Source organism: uncultured Shewanella sp. (genome assembly GCF_947501665.1).
Classification (GTDB): Bacteria; Pseudomonadota; Gammaproteobacteria; order Enterobacterales; family Shewanellaceae; genus Shewanella.
Genome location: NZ_CANMWS010000010.1, coordinates 86,911 through 105,670 on the forward strand (window position 1 = coordinate 86,911; position 18,760 = coordinate 105,670).

Genomic DNA, 18,760 nt, shown 5'->3' on the forward strand with positions numbered 1-18,760 from the left:
GTTCAAGTATGGATTTCCTTCTGGAGAGTAGTAGACTTATGATAGCTTGTATTTATAATATGTTTTAAGGGTTACTCATGAAAAAATTTAATTTTTTTTCCGTTGCCGTATTAAGTTTACTCTTGTTGTTATACAGTATTGCTGTTGATTTAATTTTAACAGGGAAAATATATGACATTTATTTCAAATGGCCAAGTATGAACTTTAATGTTTTTTTCATGCTATTAGGTTTGATTGTATTTTATTCTTGTTTTTCTGTATTTTTCAACTTTAATTTTGTTAAATTGATTATGGGAAAATGCTACCCTCAAACTGCTTTTTTTGGAAGTAAATATAGGTTGGTACCAGTTGGTACTGTATTTTATTTATTTGTTTCTGGTTATATAACACTTTTCGTCATTCCTATGATGTTATTGGTCATTATTGAGTGTTCATATTTGTGCTTTATACGTAAAGAAATAAATTGAATTTAATGTAAGTTTATAATTTTCATCTTGATACAATGTGAAGTTTTTCAATTCTTTTATTCATCATCGTTGATGTAATAAGGACTCGTGAATTTTGGGGTGAGAACTTATAAAGGTAGTGGCTTGAAATAGCGCTATCCATTTTCTGTCAGGTAATAGTTATATTATTTAAGCTCGATTACCAAAATGAATACTAGATAATTTATCTCAAGTAATTATCAAATAAAAATCGTTTTTTAAAGGATGTAAAATGCAAGAATTATGTATTAAAGAAACTAAAGCTATTTCAGCAGGACTTGGTAATTTTGTTGCAGGTTATGTAGGAGGAAAAATTATCGACAAAGCTTGGGATGAATGGAAAGCAAGTGAACAATACAAAAAAAATATTCGAGATATGGAGAAAAACTCAGCCTATTACCGTTGGGTTACAGGTAAAAGTAATCCTGCTAGACCAAATCAACCTAAAGGTGGAAATGGTGGAAATATAGGTGGCGGTGGTTTTGGGGGGAGTGGTGGTTTTGGGGGTAGTGGTGGTTTTGGCGGTGGTCATGGTCATACATTTAAGATATATGCAGAGTAAATAAACACAACGCCTAGATTAAATGCCCTATTAGCTATTAATAGGTTGTATTTTAAGTAAAATATAATTAACAACCATCTACTTAAGTAGGTGGTTGTTAAGTTTTTGTGTGACAATGAACATAGTCTAAAGCCTAACCGTGATAGTTATCTATTTGATATATAACTACATGTGTAATTATTTTAACCAATTAATGTTGTAGGAACATAACAATGTTAGAGAATATTTCAAAACAGTTAAATAATGTGGGTTTTAATGCTTGCTTAAACAATGACAGTGTCGTTGTTAAAGATGTTATATTTGGTAATATCACGATAAAAAATAACATTGTGGATAATAACCTCTCACTCACTTATCGAGCGTATGTGCACTTTGTAGGTATTTTAATTTCTATTACACCACTTATATTATTCGATACAGAAGGTGTTGATGTATTTAGTTTTATCTTTACTTTATTTGCTATATCAAATCTTATCTCATTATTAATAAAAGAGAGTAGAGCAGCAACGATAAGGTTGATCATTCACTCAATCACTAAAACATAGGAACTTGGAGTTTAATAGCTTTGATGCCGAGTAAAACTTTTAACTAAATAAACTATGGGCTTTGTCTGGTAGTAATTCCCCCATCCCCCCCCTACTTATCACAATAACTATAACAATAACAAAAGCATAAAATGTGACTTGAGCGCTTTGCTAAAGTCCATGTTTTAAGCCTTAAGAATAGGCCTTTTATTGCCGAAAAACCGCCGAAATAACTATTTCAATAAGTGGTGCTTTATGGGTTAAGCGCACCGTTTTTATGTACTTTGATGCATGGATTGATGCTCGGATTGATGTTTGGGTCGATTAAAGGATGAGTGGGGATTTTTTACTTTCTCCACTTCTTACTTTCTCCACTTCTTACTTTCTCCACTTCTTACTTTCTCCCTAATGGGGCGGGGCAGTCTGCCCCATTCATATATGACCTGTTCAAGTGTATGCTCTCTACATATGCTCTCTAAAATGGATCGTGGTTGAGATCTTATACCAATTCTATTATATAGATGATCAATTCAGAGCTTCTCAGGCTTTTCAATTCAAGGCGCATTTATGCTGTAATGGTAATTCCCTTTCAAATGAATGCAACGCAGAAGTGGAATGTCTGAGAAGCTCACTTTGTGCGGGTTTCAACATACTTTATGTGACTTAGCTGCTTTCGATATAGAATAACTATTAGCTTCAATCATCTGCCTTGCCTACAGCATGTTGAATTCCCGCTGAAAGATCACTTATATAATGGAATTGGTATTATGCTCAATTGGGGTTAAGTTTTTTAAGATAGGCATGAGCGTAATCGTGCACCATCATGTGCCACCTTAGATCGCGAATGGGATCTGAGCTGTAACCCAGCCAGTTAGTAAACTTCATGGGGGTCCAGTGTTTAAATTGATCGTCACCGGTGAGTTTCGCGAGTGAGACCATGATGCTTTCATCAAACTGTAATGACGTAATTGCCCGCTCTATTTCCCTGTCGGTAAAAAAAAGCGCCATAAAAATGCCCATAATATAGAGTGAGGTATCCATGTCCAGATTGATCAGGCGTTTTCGATTGGGCTCCACATCAATATTGTCAATGGTCAGCATGGAAAAGTCGAGTTTATCAAGGGGGACTCGTTGGCTGACATTCGCGTTATGGGAGTGACCCAGATCCAATATTAAATTATAGAGATTGATATCATGTAATTTAATGGCGTTGACACCGTCATTATTGCCCAGTTGATCAATGCTTGTGGGTTTCAAGTCGACTTCATGGACATTGTCGCCCTTGCTGTTTCTGGCAAGGAAATTAATGAGGTTGGCTTCAGTGTGAAAGTGCTGAAGAAAATAATAGGTCGCTTCAGGTGACACCATAGTATTGATGAACCAGACGCCTAATTTATTCAGTAAGTATTCGGATCCCAGAAAAGGCAGCACCCGTTTAATACACATGATGATGACAATTAGGATCTTAGACATAAAACGGATCAATGGATAAAGATAGCGTCGAGTTGGGCGCTTTAAATCAATGTTTTGCCTGTGCTGGTTATCAGGTTCAATATTAATGTGAGGCGCCAAAACGAATGCGTCAAAATGATCCGGATCTTGTCTGTTTCGTGGAGGCTTATTGTGTTGCTGATGTGGCTCATCGACATCAATAGCCACATTAGGTGTTAAAATAAACTCATCTAAGTAGTTAGGATCTTGTCTGTTATGGGCTGTCATAATGGCGCTCCTTTTAGTGCTAGCAGTTATCTAACTCTTCTAATTGCAGTGCATATAAGCGAGCAACGACTTTAGCGCATTTAACCATGCGGACCGCCACTTCTTCAGTAATAAACGGTGACGTTAATACTTTTAATAAGTTTTCATAATGATCTTCATCGGCTTTACCGTGATAATATAAAAAACTGATGTCTTCAATAGGCAGCGATAGGGCTTTGCTAATGCAATGGGCCCATAACCCCGCCTTTTTTGTGCCCATACCTTCTATGATAAAGGTGGCACCAAAAGCGTGAACCGGGTTGGTTTGAGAGGACTGAGCAAAAATATAAGCGTGTAATGCTTCAGAGCCGATGTTTTTTTCTGCTGTTTGAATCGTCGAGAGCGCTCCGCCAACCTTGACATAATCCTGTTCAAGCATAGTGAAATCTTTATGTTCGGCTGCCGAATGCGCAATTAAGGCGTTGCGCAGTGGAGTATGGCTATCGTCCATGCTACTGGCTGCGCGAGAAATCCAGCGTGCACCTTCTTTCACTTGTTGACGCATATTCAATAAGTAGGATTGGTACTCAACGAGGGATAGGTGTTTACTTTCTATTTTTTGGACAATATCTATAGTGCTGAGTTTTTCCTCAAATTCACACCAGACAGCCCCTAAGGCTAAGCCTAACCATTCAAAAACAGGGTTGTTAAGCTTGGCCATGCGATCGCCAATAGGGGATTTGGCATAAATGGTTTCAACGCTATAGGGCGTATTAATTTCGTGTAGCATAGTGTAATGTCCTTATTATTGAGGTGCGATTGCTGTTAGCTGGGCATAGCTCACCGAGAAGCGGCCGGATTCGGGGATCATCAGCAGAATTTTTTCATTGGGCTTAAATAAACCTTGTCTTAATGCATCATCAAGCATGATGTAAATACTGGCTGAACCTGTGTTTCCTTTGTGTTTGAGGTTGGTAAACCATTTGTCTTTTTCAATGCCAATATCTTGCTCTTTCATACTGTTATAGAGTTTATCCATAAAGAAATAAGAACTAATATGAGGGAGATAATGATCGATGGCCTCATTGTTCAGCATGCCTCTATTTTTTAATGTCTTAGCAGCATGAACGGTAATGGGGACTATGTTATCGGCAAGCAGTCTCACATCTTGGCGAAGCAGTAATTTGCCCTCGGATTCGGCCATTGCAATGCTGTCTTCCCAGAGCCAAGAATGATGGACTTGCATATTTGTTATTTGATTAGTGCCAAGATACATACAGGTATCAAGCTCGTTGGCATAGGAGAAGGTCTCCATCCAATCTAGGCGTAGAGAAAGGTTGATTTTAGAGGGGGTGTTTTCCATGATAATAGCGCCGGCACCGTCGGATAGCATCCAGCGTAGAAAGTCGGCATTAAAATATTGAAAGCCCTCTTCTACCTCTTTTCGAGTTGGAGCCAACTGACTTTCTTGCGTAAATCGACATCCGCGCATAAAAATGGAAGGGCGCTCAGAAGCCACTGAAACCACTTTTTGATGTTGGCCAATTCTTATGGTGTTACTGGCCGCTTTCATTGCTGCTGCGCCAGCGCCACATATGCCAGCACAACTTAAAATATCCAGTGGATTGCCGCCCAGCCTACCTTGGATCATACTGGCAAACCCAGGTGCTAATATGTCGGGCATAGTGGTGCCTGCAGCGATCATTTGCAGCGCTTCTTTTTGAATTCCCCCCCTTTTTAGTGCCGCGATAATAGCATTAACAGCAAGCTCTTCATTTAAATGACTTGGTTTATTTTGATGATTCAGTGCGTAGTGACGATGTTCAATGCCATTTGAGCGTAAAATACTGTCTTTAAACTGGCTAGGTTGGCCATTGACTAAGCCGAGAACGTCTTCCATTTGTTCATTATTAATAGCGGGGCCGGGTAAATAAGATCCCGTTGATGTTATGTATACATTATTGAGTGTGTAAGGCATATGAGTGACCTCCTAATTCAGCGTTCTTGAATAGCAAAGTTTGGTAGGTTTAATGGTATGAGTTAGGAGGTTTTGTTTTTGGAAAACATGGTGTCTCATTGAAGGCGTTGCTATGATTTGATCGATTAATACTAGGGTGCATATTGAAATAATCCGTTAAATATAGGGTCCTTTTAACTTAATTCTTTAATTGTTATTTCAGTTAAAGAATAAGTGTTAACCTACACCTTAGTTAATATTTATTCACCTTTAGCTGAGTTTTTTTGTTTGTAATTAGAGCGAGATCATGCTTTGTAAAAAAGCATGATCTCGCTCTAAAAAGTTATCAATGTTATCGACTTCATTTATTATTGATAGAATTCAATATGTAAATAAAGAGGCGTATAACAAAAAAATAGAAGAGTTCTTTTTTATTATTTTTTTATGGTTTGTATTTTCATTCTTTATTTAAATTAAGTTGCTCTACTTTTGATTTTTTACTCTTTTTTTTGCATGTTTAGTATTGATTGCTGACCTTATTGTTTATCAATCATGCCATTTCTTAAAAATAAGTGATGTGTTGATCCCACCAAAGGCAAAGTTATTACTCATCACATATTGCGTATCAATATGGCGAATATCATCTTTGATATAATCTAACTCACCGCAAGCGGGATCAACTTGTGCTAAGTTGAGTGTTGGCGCAAACCAGCCTTCATTCATCATTTCAATACTGAGCCAAGACTCCAATGCGCCGCAAGCGCCCAAGGTGTGACCCGTATAACTTTTTAGGGATGAAATAGGCTGATTTTGACCAAAAACGGCTTGTGTGGCTTGAGTTTCGGCGATATCTCCTCGCTCGGTTGCGGTGCCGTGAGCGTTGACATAACCAATAGCATTAGGGGAGATTTGTGCATCTTTTATGGCCAAACGAATTGCTGTTTCCATGGTGTCGCTATTGGGCTGAGTCACATGCTGTCCATCAGAGTTTGTGCCAAACCCCACAAGCTCTGCATAAATATGGGCCCCACGATTTTGTGCATGCTCTAACGATTCTAACACCAATGTACAAGCGCCTTCTCCTATTACTAAGCCGTCACGGTGTTGATCAAAAGGACTGGGGGTCAAGTGGGGACGATCGTTTTTCGTACTGGTAGCAAACAGTGTGTCAAATACGACTGCCTCTGTTGGGCACAACTCTTCTGCCCCCCCTGCGAGCATCAGATCTTGTTGACCATATTTTATGGCTTCATAAGCATAGCCTATGCCTTGGCTTCCAGATGTACAGGCGCTACTGGTGGTATGAACGCGGCCTTTAAGACCAAAATAGACTCCCAAATTGACCGCCGTAGTGTGGGCCATCATGCGAATATAACTTGTTGCCGTCACGCCCGACATATCCCCAGTATCAAGCATTCTACTGAAGCCCAATAAGGGATCGGTACTGCCTGTTGATGAGCCATAGGCCACCCCCATTTTGCCTGAAGTGATCAGCGGATCGTCAAGTAAATTGGCATCAATGAGTGCAAGCTCACTGGCTCTAGTAGCCATGAGTGATACCCGCCCCATAGAGCGAATTTTCTTGCGTGAATAGTGTTTAGGGGTGACAAAATCAGTGACAGGTCCTGCTAAGCGAGTATGTAAGCCATCAAATTTATCCCACTCGTCCATTCTAACAATGCAATTTTGTTGCTTTTTTAGATTACTGGCAATGGTTTCCCAGTCATGACCTAAAGATGAGATCCCAGCCATCCCCGTAACCACCACACGCCTATGTGAGGGGGCATTTTTATGTGTCATTGGCTCAGAAGTTGGCTGAGTCTCTGTAGGTGTGTCAGGTGCTTCTAGATTGGAAGCAATATGCGTATCCATATTAAATCATACCTCCATTCACTGAAATGACCTGTCTGGTAATGTAGGATGCATCGTTTGATAATAAAAATTGGGCTAAACCAGCAATTTCTTCGGGTTTACCCATGCGTCTCATGGGCACGATGTCTTTCACTAAATCGGTGGGTATATCGTTCACCATATCGGTTTCGATAAGGCCTGGTGCAATGCAATTGACGGTGATTTTACGTTTGGCCAACTCTAAAGAGAGGGCTTTTGTCGCACCGATAATGCCTGCTTTAGAGGCACTGTAATTCACTTGTCCTCGATTACCTGCAATACCTGATACTGATGCAAGTGTGATGATACGGCCACCTTGTCGAGTTTGGATCATGGGCATAGTACAAGGGTGTATGACATTATAAAAACCATCAAGGTTAGTATGAATGACGCTATCCCATTCATTTTCTGTCATGGCTGGAAAAGCGGTATCCCGTGCAATACCTGCATTGAGGATCACGCCGTAGTATGCCCCGTGAGATTGTATATCGGCTTCAATGGCGTGCTTGGCAGCATGGCGATCACTGATATCAAACTGTAAAGTAGACACATGCACGCCAAATGTTTCAAGTTCAGTGGTGGTATCACTGGCCGCTTGTTGATTACTATGAAAATGCAGGGCGATATCATAGCCCTGTTTAGCTAATCTTAGCGCGATGGCTTTGCCTATGCCCCTGCTTGAACCTGTGATTAAAACGCGTTGCTTCATTGTGCGATTTCCTGACTATCTTGGCTATTATTTGGAGTGTTATCTTGAGGTAAATCTTGTGATTCTTGAGGTTGAAACACGTTGATATTGGCCTCAGCAATAATCTTATTGTGATCGAGAATTTGGCATTCAAATACGGCTAAACCTGTTTCTTCTTGATAAAGTCGTCTAACACGAGTGTGGTAAGTACAATCTAATGCGTAAAATGGAGTATGCAATTGTAATTTACGGCTACCCAATAAAAATCCCACTCGGATAATATCATTTCGATCTTTGGCTTCGATCCCTGCAAGGGCAGCAATGGTTTGCGCCATATATTCAATGCCAACATAGTTTGGTACACCAGATAAGGCGGCATCAAAATAAGCGCTTTGGGGGGTGATTGTTATTTCTGATAATAGGGTATCATTTTGATATTCTATGACTTTATCAATAAATATCATGGGCGCATCATGAGGGAGATAATCGGCAATATCATGACTTTGAATTGTGTGTAGATTAATCATTACTTGTATTATCTCCTCGGCTAAAAATTAGGCTTGCATTACTGCCACCAAAGGCAAAAGAATTACTCATGATATAACGCAGTGGTTTTTTACCATGAACAGGTTTGTGCTGACTAACAAAAGAAAGAGAAGGGTTCTGACTATCAATTTGTTCATCCCATAAATGGGGAGGCAGTAAAGCTTGTGGGTTTTCATCAGATAACAAGAGATAACAAAATGCTGCTTCTATTGCCCCTGCAGCGCCTAATGTGTGTCCTGTTAAGGGTTTTGTTGAGCTCACTAAAGGTAGGTTAGGCGTAAAAACAGCCTCAATGGCTCGACTTTCCATGGCATCATTTTTTTGTGTTGCAGTGCCATGTAAATTGACATAATCAATTTGACTGGCGTGTATATTGGCATTGTGAATTGCCGCTTGCATGGCAATAATTGCGCCTTGTCCTTCAGGGTGAGGTGCTGAAATATGATGGGCATCGCTTGACTCACCAATACCAGCAAGCAGTATAGGGTCTTGCCCTTGAACCGTTAATGCTTGGGCTGAAGTGGCTTTTTCAAGGGTAAAAACAGCCGCGCCCTCTCCTATATTAATGCCTTGTCTGTTGACACTAAAAGGTTGGCAAGTCACATTTGAAATAGACTCTAAAGCATCAAAGCCATTTAAGGTTAATTGGCAAAGGCTGTCTGCGCCACCGACAATGACCATATCGCAAAGATCGGCCATTAATAGGCGCTTTGCACTGGCAAAGACTTTAGCACTAGAAGAGCAAGCCGTTGAGATAGTGTAGCAAGGGCCAGATAAGGAAAAGTAGGCTTGCAAGAATTGACTGGTATTGCCTAATTCTTGTAAGGCATAATCGTAGCCTTCTGGAAAATCTTGTTCTTGATTGTAAAATTTGAGCGCTTGTTCGCCGCTTTCAATGCCTGACGTGCTTGTGCCGAGTACAATACCAATACGGTGTTGGCCATAACGGTTTTTAGCAAGATTGACCTTTGATTCAATTTGTTTTGCTGCGCACAATAAAATTTGATTATTGCGAGTATGATATTGAGATAGCGCTGCAGGAATATCAGGTAAAGGTCCGGTAACTTCTCCAACCATTGCAGTCCTGTCAAACAGTAAGTCATTTTTTGGGGCCAGTCCGCTGGTACCAGCAAGTAGATGAGTGAGTACTGTTTTTGTGTTTTGCCCTAAAGGGGTACACAAGCCCAATTGTGTTATTGCTATCTGTGTCATAAGTGTCTTCATGCTGATAAATGGCCAGCTTATTTATAGGTTCACTGTCCGATATTATCTAAGCTACCTGAAAGTGCATGTTATGTTATTGGCGTGAGTGTTAGAGTGAATTCAGCCTGTGGTATCGTCAATGTTATATTGGCATTCCAAGGAGAAGGATCACTGTACTGGATCTGTAATAGCGGCATTTCAGTTGATCCATTTTCGCTATTATATAACGCTTTACAGAGCACTGCACCACATTGCACAGTTTTAGCACAATCAACTGATTTATTGTGCTTTGGGGAGTCACTTGTCGTGCAATGTGATGTCGGCTGATCTAAGGTCTTTAACTGCGCTCCTTGTAAATAATGATTCACTTCCTGCTGAGGCCAATAGATGAGTTGTAACATGGCCATTAAATACTCGGCTTTAAATTGCTTACCGAGCAAAATGCTTTGCTCACTATTAAGTGTATTACCGTCATAATCTAGAGTGAATAAGGCTTGGCCCAATGGGGCTACGCCGACTAAGGTCATGTTTTGGGGATCCATGTCTAGTTGACCCATGAGTTCATGCTGTTGTGCGCCAACCTTAATATTGATTTTTTGTGTCATGCTGTGGGTTTGATTGAGTAAAGGCGCTAAACAATAGTGGCTGTCTTGGGGTAAAGAGACACAAGTTTGTCGTGTCAATGACTGACTGCAAGCCGATAAGAGCAATAAACCTAATAGAAGGATTATTGTTTGAAAAGAGGTGGATAATTTCATCTATTTTGAGCCTTGTTCTTTCTGTGTTTCAAGCTGTCTTGTTTTTAATATAAATATAGTCACTTTGAAAATATTTATATTAAAAACAGCATGATGTTGACATTGGTTGAGTGTCATTTCGCTGTGTCTCGTACCAATGCCACATTTGATGCAAGTTCTGTTTCTGAACTTGAGTAGGGAGAGATGGGATGGCACAGCTCAACCAATGTATTGAGCCGTCTATCAGACTGACTGACATAGGGGTTGGTAATATCCCAAGCATAACCTGCAAGAATAGAGCAAATCATACCTTTGATTTTAGGGTTGCCCCCTTGGTGAAAAATGACTTGCTGAAAACGAGCATCATACCAAGCCTGCACATAGGTACGAAAAGTATCAACACCTTGCATTAATGGTTTGCAATAATCTTGTTGCCAGTCAATGTGTTCTCCATTGAGTTGTTTAATGAGTGATTTGACCGCCATAGAGGCAGATTGCATTGCAATAGTGACACCTGACGAAAAGACAGGATCAAGAAATTCTCCCGCATTGCCTAATAAGGCAAATTGGTGGGTTGCTAATGTGCTGACATTAGCCGAGTATCCTTTTAACTCTTTGCAATCACTAATGATATTGGCATTGGTTAATAATTTATCTAAACTCGGTTCCTGTGCAATCATGTGCTTTAGTTGGCTTGTTAAGTCCTGTGTTTGAGTCATGAGCTTGTCAGGTTCGCCCACCACGCCAACTGAGCAGCGGCCATTAGAAAAGGGAATAAGCCAATACCAAATACTGGAATCAATAGGATTCACACTAATTAAAATTTTATTGCGATCAAAATGGGGATCATCAATGTTATCTTCAATATGTGTAAAAATGGCGCTGCGTGTGGGAAGGTCCGATGCTTGTTCTAAATCTAATAATTTGGGTAACACACGACCAAAACCACTGGCATCTAAAATGTATTTTGCGTTGATTTTATAGGTGTCATTATTCTCATTACGGATGTGTAAACAAGGTGTAGAGTGTAAATCAACATGTTCAACCGTTTGACCAAATCGAATATCGACGCCTTGGCTTTGGGCTTCATCGGCAAGCAACTTATCAAATTTTGCCCGTTCAACTTGAAAGGTTGTGCCTGGGCCTGATGTGTACTTTTCAGTAAAATTAAAGGTCGTGTAATGCTCACCAAATTGAAATGCAGCGCCATTTTTAAATTGAAACCCTGCCTGATTGACGGCATCAAGCATATTGGCTTCTTCGATAATTTGCATACAACAAGGTAATAAACTTTCCCCAATAGAAAAGCGAGGGAAAAACTGTTTCTCAAGAACTAATACTTTTTTCCCTTGTTGGTGTAATAAGCTGGCAGCAATACTGCCTGATGGGCCAGCCCCAATGATAACGACATCCAAGTCAGCGGGTATATCAGGAGAGGTTAATTCTAACGACATGAAAATTGACCTTGTGTGGCAATACGAATAAAAGGAGATAATAAAAAAGTGAAGCCAATGCCCAGCAAGAGTGTTAGGCCAAATGCGTGAATAGCTGGAGTATCGCTAAATGCCAGTAACCCAAAGGCTAATAATGTGGAACAAGCAGATAAGAAAACGGCCATCATGACCCCAGCACTGTCTTTTTTAGCTTCGGCAAAAAATAAGCTGTAATCAATACCAATACCGAAAACAAGAATTAACGCTAACGCATGAAATAGGGTTAACGGACTGCCTATTATGCCTAATAGAGCCAATGTGAAAAGAGAGGCACTTGCAGGCACTGCCACTATGATAAGGGCTAATTTAAAATGAAAACGGATGGAAAAAATCAGGCAGGCAAGCAGCAATGCTATGGCTAATAGGCCTAAGGTGAGCTGCCGATATTGTCCCATGATATGGGAAATATCGGCTACTTTATCGACCATTTTCACGGCATCGCCATCTTTGGTGAGTGGCAAAAGTAACTGAGTCAATGCCGGTAAATTTTGAATACCGCCTAAGAGTACAATGCTACCGTATTCTTTATCATTTTGTGTGCCGCTGGTTTGCGTTGGACTCAGCCACAAAGGTGAAAAAGCTTTTCCTGCGGGGCTATTAAAAAAGTGATCGGGTTCAATATAATGTTTTTGAGCGGCGTGATAAGCCGATTGTAAAGAAGAGGTCAGATTTGCCTCTAAGCCAATACTGTCTAACGTCTGTGGTAATGAAGAACCATAAATGTTGTTTTGTAATTGGTAGTTATTATCTTGTTTTTGATGGCTTGGAAGATAAGCACTTAAGCTAATGGCATTACCTAAGTAGCCTTGTGATATCGCTTCTTTAAGGTAAGGTGTTAACTTTTCAAGTTGTTGTAATAGGGCCTGCTCAGTGTCGCCTCTCACTAATAAAAATTGATTGTCTGTGCCGCCACTGAGTATATTTCGCACTTGATTTTCTTCTTGTGTGATGTGTTTTGGGCTTTGTTGAAGCTGGCGAATATCATCATTACTGTTAAGCTGCAACAAGCCTAAACCGCCAAAAATAATAATGAAGCCAATAAAGAGTTTTACTTGTCTAGAGGGTATTTTTTGACTTATTTGATACAAATAAGTTTGATATTGGCTCGCCATACGTAGTGGAGTGAATGTCTCTGGTAAAGGTGATTGAGCCAATAAAGGATAAGCAAGAATTAACGTGATATAAGCCCCCATTAAGCCTGATGCACAAAATATGGCGACCTGCTGCATACCAGGAAACGGGGCGAACCCCATACTGAGGTAAGCCAATACACTGGTGAGTAATGCTAAGCTAATGGCTGGGAAAATCAGCTTAACGGTATTTTGTGCTGATAACTTTGGATGCTGTAACCGTTCACAGTAAAAGTGAAAGCTGTAATCAATGGCAATGCCAATTAAACTGGTACCAAAGACCAAGGTCAGTAAATGGATTTGGTGGAATACTAATAAGGTGCCTACGAAGGCAAATATAAAACCTGTCGATAAGGTGAGCAGGGCGATGGCGAGTGGCATAATCGAGCGAAAGGCCAGTAAGACTAACCCTATGACTCCTAATAGCGAAATCAGTCCTATGGTGGACACTTCTTTTTTTGCATTGTCTGTTGCAGATGCCGCGTGAAATAAAGCGCCTGCTTTGATAAAGCGAATATTATTATATTGTTTTTGAGTGGCTAAGAAAGCCTGATCTAAGCTGGATAATTGCGCTTGTTGTGCATTTGGACTAAAGGCACTGTCTATACCTTTTGCCATGATAATAGCGGCAATATTGTCATCTTGTTTATGCAGTAATATGCCTTGCTGAATGTGCAATTGATTCTTGGGAGCCATGGCTAGAACATTACTTGGATAAAGTAATAACGGATCTTGGCTTAATAAGTTACTGTTTGCATAACTAAAAGCATTATAGAGTTGCTGTTGAACTTTGGCTATCATCTCAGGCAGTTGATGTGTTGCTAAAGCCTGAGCTTGCGAAGGAGTCAGCAGCTTAAATCGATAAGGGAAAAAATATCGACTTAAGGTTTCCCCTTGATTGATATCTGCGCTTTGGATGTCACTAAATGCTTGTGGTTGAATTGATTTTAAATTTTTTATAAAGGCTTTTGATGCTGCAATCGCCTCTGTTTCATTACTGGCGATGAGCGCGATATAGATGCGATTCGCTAACTGACTTTCGACACGTGATAAGGCTCTGTCGGTGAGAGGATCCTCTTTCACTTGAGGTAACATCGCTAAAATATCAGTTTGTACCTTAGCGCCGTTTTGCCATGCCTTTAAGCCTGTGATACTGATACTGACTAAGATAACTAACCAAATGATAAACCCTATTCTGGGTTTAATGTTACCAATCTTGTGGGTAATATATTTCATCATGTTTATTTAGCTTGTGAATTGTCGGCAGCCGTTGGATTAAAAGCGTTCAACTCAGCTGTCGTCAGCGCTCGATTTTCAATATCATTGAATATGATTTTGCTGGTATCGCCATTGGGACTCAATAACAATAACTGAGAGATCTGGTTTTGCCCTTTAATGATCATTTTTGGCAGGACGTTAGCAACAAGGGGATCGTTAGGAATAAGGCCCAGCTGCCATTGTTGCTGCTGTTGTAAAAACGAAATGGCGAAGTCTTGCTTTAACTGCTTAATATCCCCCGTTAGCAAAGCGTTTAATAGGCTTGGCATGATATTTTCTAGTGCAGAAGCTGCAGGAGTATTCCCAGCTTCTTGTACTTGAATTTGACCTTGGCTATTAACCTGAATGAGCTGTTTATCTTTTAAAATAAGGCTGGATTTAAATGGACGTAATTGTTGCCAAATTAAGCCTTTATCTTTATCGAATAGAAAACGTCCTTGGCTTACCAATGGTTTCTTCAGCACTTTAAGTTGGCGGTATTGGGTAAAGTGGCCACTGGCTGAGGTACCGAAATGAAGTTGCGTGCTTAATGTTTGTAATTGAGCTTGGGTGGCGGTATGAGTAAACAAAGACGCGTCAGAGGGATTGGCGAATAAGAATGAAGGCAAGAAACTGAGTATAAAAAAATAACATATTCGACTAAATGTATTGTTTTTCATTATGATTACCACTCAACATTAGCCTCAAAATGAGGCAAGAGAATTATCCATGAACATTGCTTATGACATCGCGACATTAGGCGAGTAAGGGTTTTATTTTATCTTGGAAAACCTTTGGGGTAACAAAGCAGAGCTCTTGAGTGCTCATATCGACTGCTGCTTGAATGGTATGCCCTTTTGTGATCCGTTTTCCCGTTTCAGAATCAATAACTTTATAGTTGATTTTGATTCGGTTTTCCCATTCAACTAATGAAGCGATGACTTTTACTTTTTGATCAAATGTGCTCGATTGTACATATTTTATTTGGGCATCAACAATGGGCCAGCTATAGCCGGAATTGAGCATTTCACGGTAGCCGTAGTTAATTTTTTCTAACAATGCACAACGGGCAATTTCAAAATATCGTAAATAATTACCATGCCAAGTGATCCCCATGGAATCAACATCGTGAAAAGGAATGAGCTGTTCAATTTCTGCTGTGAGTATGGCTTGCATTGTTATTTCTACCCTTGATGCAGTGATTGAGGTACACAAAGTCAAGCCTCAATCACTGAGTCTAAATCACGATAATGTTTTATTGCGCACAAGAATGGCAGACTTCCCATTCGCCACGTTGAATTTTGTCCACTGTTTGTCTAAGTGTTTGCTCTAAAGGACGATCCTCGGTTAATAAACTAAAATTATTTTGCACCTGTGTTAAGGTTTTAGCTAAGGATGGTGTGAAAGACTGAGCACAGAGTTCATCGTTTTGTATGCGTAAACGAATGCCTTGGGACATGGCTAATAGTGCCGCTGCGGCGACTTGCTCGGTAAGTTGTAGCACACGTAAGCAATCTCTAGCGGCAATCGTGCCCATGCTCACTTTGTCTTGGTTGTGGCATTCTGTTGAGCGAGAAAATACGCTGGCTGGCATTGTTTGTTTTAAGGCTTCTGCTGTCCACGCTGATACGCCAATTTGAACGGCTTTGAAACCATGATTGATAACACTTCGTGGGCCTGTTGAACCTGATAAATTAGCGGGTAACCCATTGTTAAATTTTGGGTCCATAACTAAAGCCATTTGCCTATCAATCAGATCGGCAATATTGGCAACGGCATTTTTTAATGCGTCCATGGCAAAAGCAATATGCCCGCCGTAAAAATGGCCGCCATGAAGCACATGTTCGCCTTCTGCATCAATAATGGGATTATCATTGGCACTGTTAAGTTCAGTTTCGATAAACTGACGCATGAAAGGCAATGAATCTTGGAGCACACCAATCACATGGGGGGCGCAGCGAATAGAATACCTGTCTTGTAAGCGATCGGAATTTCGAGGGTGCTCATGATGGTTGAGATCTTCACGGATCCAAGTGGCAATTTGATTTTGTCCAGGGTGAGGTTTAGCGGCAAATAAAATATCATCGAAATGATTGGAATTGCCTTTGAGAGTCAAAGAGGCCATCGCCGTTATACGACTGGATAGCTTGGCCATATATTGAGCCCTATCAAAAGCTAAACAGGCGAGTGCAGTCATGACGGCAGTGCCATTCATTAGGGCTAAACCTTCTTTAGGTCGAAGTGTTAACGGCGTGATATCGAGTTTGGTGTACACGTCAATAGTCGACTGTTTGACACCTTGGTAAATGACTTCTCGCTCACCCACTAAGACTGCGGCTAAATAAGACAGTGGAGTCAAATCACCACTGGCACCCACAGAGCCTTCTTCTGGGATCACAGGGATAATATTCAGATTCAGTAATAGTTCTATGCGTTTTAATAACCCATAACTGACTCCAGATTTGCCATAGGCCAGTGAGCTCAAGCGGCAAGCCATAACGGCTCTAGCTTGCATTTCACTGAGTGTATTGCCTAATCCACATCCATGGAAACGGGTTAAATGCAAAGGGAGTTCGTCAACTAAGTCTAGGCCGACCTTGACGGTGCAGGAATCGCCATACCCAGTCGTTACACCATAGATTACGCCTTCTTCACTAAGTAAGTTATCAATAAAGTCAGCACCTTGCTGAATATATTTTTGGTATTCATTGCTACTATTGAGCTCAGCTTTAGCCCCTTTAGCAATGGCGACAACATCTTCAAGAGATAGGGTTTTGTTACCAAAATGAATAATACTTTGGGTTTTGTTAGCTTGGGTTGCTTGTGTCATTTACTGCTGGTCCTATGCTCATTTACTGGACTTTCGCTGGGTGAGCAACGTTGAGTCTTATTATCGTTACGCCAAAAATCATAAAAATTAAACCACTGAAGTGGTTCTCGTTTAGCATGGCTTTCTAAAAGTTGACTATATTCATTGACTGCTTGCTGTAACCTGACAGCACGCTCTTTTCTTGGTCCTTTTAATGGTGTGTTAAAAGGCGTGATATGGACACGGTATTGTCCTTGTTCTTTTAAACAGAACATACTGAAGATAGGGCAGTCAAGCAGCCCTGCCAATACAAAAGGCCCTAAAGGAAAGGGAGCGGGTTTGTTCATGAATGAGGCGGAGATTGCTCGACCTTCACTGCCTAATGACGTTCTGTCACCTGCAATCACAACTAACTCCCCAGCTTCAATTTTTTCTTGCAGTAATATGGAAGTACTGGGGCCAAGTTCGGTGACTTGGATAAGATTGAGTGCACTATTAGGATTCAGTTGTTTGAGGATATTATTAAAATTTTCGGCATGCTGTGTCATTACCATTACATTAACTTTGGCATTGCGGTGAGTCACTGATATTGCGCGGCATAACTCCAAGTTACCTAAGTGAGAAACGAGTAAGACAACGCCTTGTCCGTTGGACATATGCTGTGCGAGGATATCACTTTCTGGAAAATCAATTTTTTCTGGTGGAATGCGATCGCACCAAGCGTCAATGCGATCGAGGGCTGCATGGCCAAAAGCAAAGAAGTGTTTAAGGCTATCCAATAAGCGAGGCTGATGGATTAGCTTGTTATTGTTAGGATCAGCAGATTTGACTTGCTGTAAAAAATCCATTGATGCTTGTCTCGCCGCTTTTCCCGTGATAAAAAAATAGATAATGACAGGGTACATAATTGCACGGCAAAGCCAGTGCCCACCATAACGGTAACTTAGCGCTAATAATTTAATCCCCCAATAGCTGCCTCGCTCACCGATAGAAGACCAATGTTTATTCATTGCCTTTGGAGGATGAGTTTGTGTTGTGTTTGGGGTAATCAGTGCTGTTTTTTGCAACCGAGCAGGCAGACGTTTTAGCATGCCGAAAAAAAGCCGAGTATGTAGAGCTGAAATACGCAGGTTATCACGAAAGGCTTGAAAGTGACTCGTACCGGCTTCAGGGTAAATGACTCGTGTTGGAATATGCTTTATTTCAACCCCTTGCCAATGAAGCTTAACTAATACTTCAATATCAAAATCCATTCTCTCACCCAGTGATTGCGCTAAAAATAAGGATTCGGTTGCGTGTAACGGATAAATTCGAAAACCACACATCGCATCTTTAATGTCTAGGCTTAAGGTGGCTACCCAAACCCAAAAGTGGGTGAGATAGCGTCCATATAAACGACCTTTTGGAATGGAATCGTCATACTGTGGTTGACCCGATATGACGGCTTCTGGAGCGCTGATAGCTGTATCGATAAAAGTGGGGATATCCGCTAGATCGTGCTGACCATCGGCATCAATCTGTAATGCATGGGTAAATCCATCACGATAGGCTGCTCTTAATCCTGTTATGACTGCCGCACCTTTTCCTCGGTTATAGGGGTGGTGTATCAAATGAACCCATTCATATTGCTTGGCAAGTTGTTGGAGTCGGTAGCGTGTTTCATCATTGCTTCCATCATCAACCAAGTAGCAATCGCGCTTAAAAATAGCGAGATTGGCTAAAGTTTCACTGATCGCGGTAATGTGATTATAGTTGGGAATAACAAATGCTAACTGCATACA

At 40.6% G+C, this 18,760-nt stretch carries 17 protein-coding genes; 3 read left to right on the top strand and 14 right to left on the bottom strand.

Going from position 1 to position 18,760, the window contains the following annotated elements; translation table 11 throughout:
* The first annotated feature begins 77 nt into the window (after positions 1-77).
* The 3 genes from Q0976_RS09370 (at position 78) to Q0976_RS09380 (ending at position 1,592) form a co-directional block, all read left to right on the top strand.
* Positions 78-467, top strand: a complete 390-nt coding sequence (locus Q0976_RS09370; RefSeq protein ID WP_299493273.1) for a hypothetical protein — start codon at positions 78-80, stop codon at positions 465-467.
* A 250-nt stretch (positions 468-717) separates the two neighbouring features.
* Entirely contained in the window at positions 718-1,047 is a 330-nt protein-coding gene (locus Q0976_RS09375) for a hypothetical protein (RefSeq protein WP_299493275.1), read from the top strand.
* A 212-nt stretch (positions 1,048-1,259) separates the two neighbouring features.
* Entirely contained in the window at positions 1,260-1,592 is a 333-nt protein-coding gene (locus tag Q0976_RS09380; RefSeq protein ID WP_299493276.1) for a hypothetical protein, read from the top strand.
* A 750-nt stretch (positions 1,593-2,342) separates the two neighbouring features.
* Here Q0976_RS09380 and Q0976_RS09385 read toward each other — a convergent pair.
* From Q0976_RS09385 to Q0976_RS09450, 14 genes are all read right to left on the bottom strand, one after another.
* Entirely contained in the window at positions 2,343-3,290 is a 948-nt protein-coding gene (locus Q0976_RS09385) for a hypothetical protein (protein WP_299493278.1), read from the bottom strand.
* A gap of 19 nt (positions 3,291-3,309) precedes the next feature.
* Entirely contained in the window at positions 3,310-4,059 is a 750-nt protein-coding gene (locus tag Q0976_RS09390; RefSeq protein WP_299493280.1) for a hypothetical protein, read from the bottom strand.
* A 15-nt stretch (positions 4,060-4,074) separates the two neighbouring features.
* On the bottom strand, positions 4,075-5,247 hold the full coding sequence (locus tag Q0976_RS09395) for a 3-oxoacyl-[acyl-carrier-protein] synthase III C-terminal domain-containing protein (RefSeq protein ID WP_299493282.1): 1,173 nt from the start codon (positions 5,245-5,247) through the stop codon (positions 4,075-4,077).
* 525 nt (positions 5,248-5,772) lie between these two features.
* Positions 5,773-7,026, bottom strand: coding sequence for a beta-ketoacyl-ACP synthase (locus Q0976_RS09400; RefSeq protein WP_299493442.1), 1,254 nt, complete (start codon positions 7,024-7,026; stop codon positions 5,773-5,775).
* A 73-nt stretch (positions 7,027-7,099) separates the two neighbouring features.
* Positions 7,100-7,825: a 3-ketoacyl-ACP reductase FabG2 gene (locus tag Q0976_RS09405; protein WP_299493284.1), complete on the bottom strand. Its 726-nt coding sequence runs from the start codon at positions 7,823-7,825 to the stop codon at positions 7,100-7,102.
* Positions 7,822-8,331: a hotdog family protein gene (locus Q0976_RS09410; protein WP_299493285.1), complete on the bottom strand. Its 510-nt coding sequence runs from the start codon at positions 8,329-8,331 to the stop codon at positions 7,822-7,824. Before Q0976_RS09410 ends, Q0976_RS09405 begins: the two co-directional genes overlap by 4 nt.
* Positions 8,324-9,562, bottom strand: coding sequence for a beta-ketoacyl-[acyl-carrier-protein] synthase family protein (locus tag Q0976_RS09415; protein ID WP_299493287.1), 1,239 nt, complete (start codon positions 9,560-9,562; stop codon positions 8,324-8,326). The genes Q0976_RS09410 and Q0976_RS09415 overlap by 8 nt, the downstream gene beginning before the upstream one ends.
* An 80-nt stretch (positions 9,563-9,642) precedes the next feature.
* Positions 9,643-10,311 (bottom strand): DUF3261 domain-containing protein, encoded by a 669-nt coding sequence (locus Q0976_RS09420; RefSeq protein ID WP_299493289.1) that lies wholly within the window; start codon positions 10,309-10,311, stop codon positions 9,643-9,645.
* A 113-nt stretch (positions 10,312-10,424) separates the two neighbouring features.
* Positions 10,425-11,744 (bottom strand): NAD(P)/FAD-dependent oxidoreductase, encoded by a 1,320-nt coding sequence (locus tag Q0976_RS09425; protein ID WP_299493292.1) that lies wholly within the window; start codon positions 11,742-11,744, stop codon positions 10,425-10,427.
* Entirely contained in the window at positions 11,735-14,152 is a 2,418-nt protein-coding gene (locus tag Q0976_RS09430; protein WP_299493294.1) for an MMPL family transporter, read from the bottom strand. Before Q0976_RS09430 ends, Q0976_RS09425 begins: the two co-directional genes overlap by 10 nt.
* Before the next feature lie 2 nt (positions 14,153-14,154).
* Positions 14,155-14,850, bottom strand: coding sequence for an outer membrane lipoprotein carrier protein LolA (locus Q0976_RS09435; protein ID WP_299493296.1), 696 nt, complete (start codon positions 14,848-14,850; stop codon positions 14,155-14,157).
* A 76-nt stretch (positions 14,851-14,926) separates the two neighbouring features.
* Entirely contained in the window at positions 14,927-15,346 is a 420-nt protein-coding gene (locus Q0976_RS09440; protein WP_299493298.1) for an acyl-CoA thioesterase, read from the bottom strand.
* 79 nt (positions 15,347-15,425) lie between these two features.
* Positions 15,426-17,000, bottom strand: a complete 1,575-nt coding sequence (locus Q0976_RS09445; RefSeq protein WP_299493300.1) for an aromatic amino acid ammonia-lyase — start codon at positions 16,998-17,000, stop codon at positions 15,426-15,428.
* Positions 16,997-18,757, bottom strand: a complete 1,761-nt coding sequence (locus Q0976_RS09450; RefSeq protein WP_299493302.1) for a glycosyltransferase family 2 protein — start codon at positions 18,755-18,757, stop codon at positions 16,997-16,999. The genes Q0976_RS09445 and Q0976_RS09450 overlap by 4 nt, the downstream gene beginning before the upstream one ends.
* Positions 18,758-18,760 lie beyond the last annotated feature (3 nt).